The 580-nt window shown below is 68.5% G+C and carries 1 protein-coding gene and 1 pseudogene; both read right to left on the reverse strand.

Annotation, left to right across the window (positions count from 1 at the left end; genetic code table 11):
- On the reverse strand, positions 1–224 hold a 224-nt coding region (locus tag BN1136_RS20335), incomplete at its 3' end, for a hypothetical protein (RefSeq protein ID WP_197068418.1).
- A gap of 210 nt (positions 225–434) precedes the next feature.
- A pseudogene (locus tag BN1136_RS20640) lies at positions 435–580 on the reverse strand (pyruvate kinase); the annotation flags it as partial.

Genomic DNA, 580 nt, shown 5'->3' on the forward strand with positions numbered 1-580 from the left:
GTGGGGGCGACCGGGACGGGCTGGGGGGCGACGCCGGTCAGGGAGACCAGACGGCAGACATCCTCGTGCCCGGCCCCTTCGAGGGAGTCGAGGCGGCTGATCAGCAGGGAGTGGATGCCCTCGAGCTGGTCGGCCTTTTGCAGGGCTGCAATCAGCTGGTCTTGCTGGGGTTGGGACGCATGTGCCTGAAAGAGGATCGGCTTGACCCCGCGCAGTATGGTCATCTGGTTGAGCAGCTGNNNGGGCCCAGATCGGGTTGTTGAGCCCCCCGCGCGAGATGGCGATCACCGCCTCTCCCTGATTGGTCAGCACGGCGATGCCACAGGAGCGATCCTGGCTGAAGGCGGAGGTCATGGCGGCCAGCGCCATGCAGCGACCCGAGTGATCGGCCTGGCCGTGCTCCCTGCGCCAGCGTGGCTGCACGGGGTCCATCTCCTGTTCGGCACCCAGCGCGATGCGCGCCATGGCCTCGACCGCCTCGACCGGATAGAGCCCCGCCGCCGATTCGGCCGACAGCATCACGGCGTCCGTACCATCCATGACCGCATTGGCCACGTCCAGTACCTCGGCGCGGGTCGGC

Source organism: Aeromonas taiwanensis (assembly GCF_000820165.1).
Classification (GTDB): Bacteria; Pseudomonadota; Gammaproteobacteria; order Enterobacterales; family Aeromonadaceae; genus Aeromonas; species Aeromonas taiwanensis.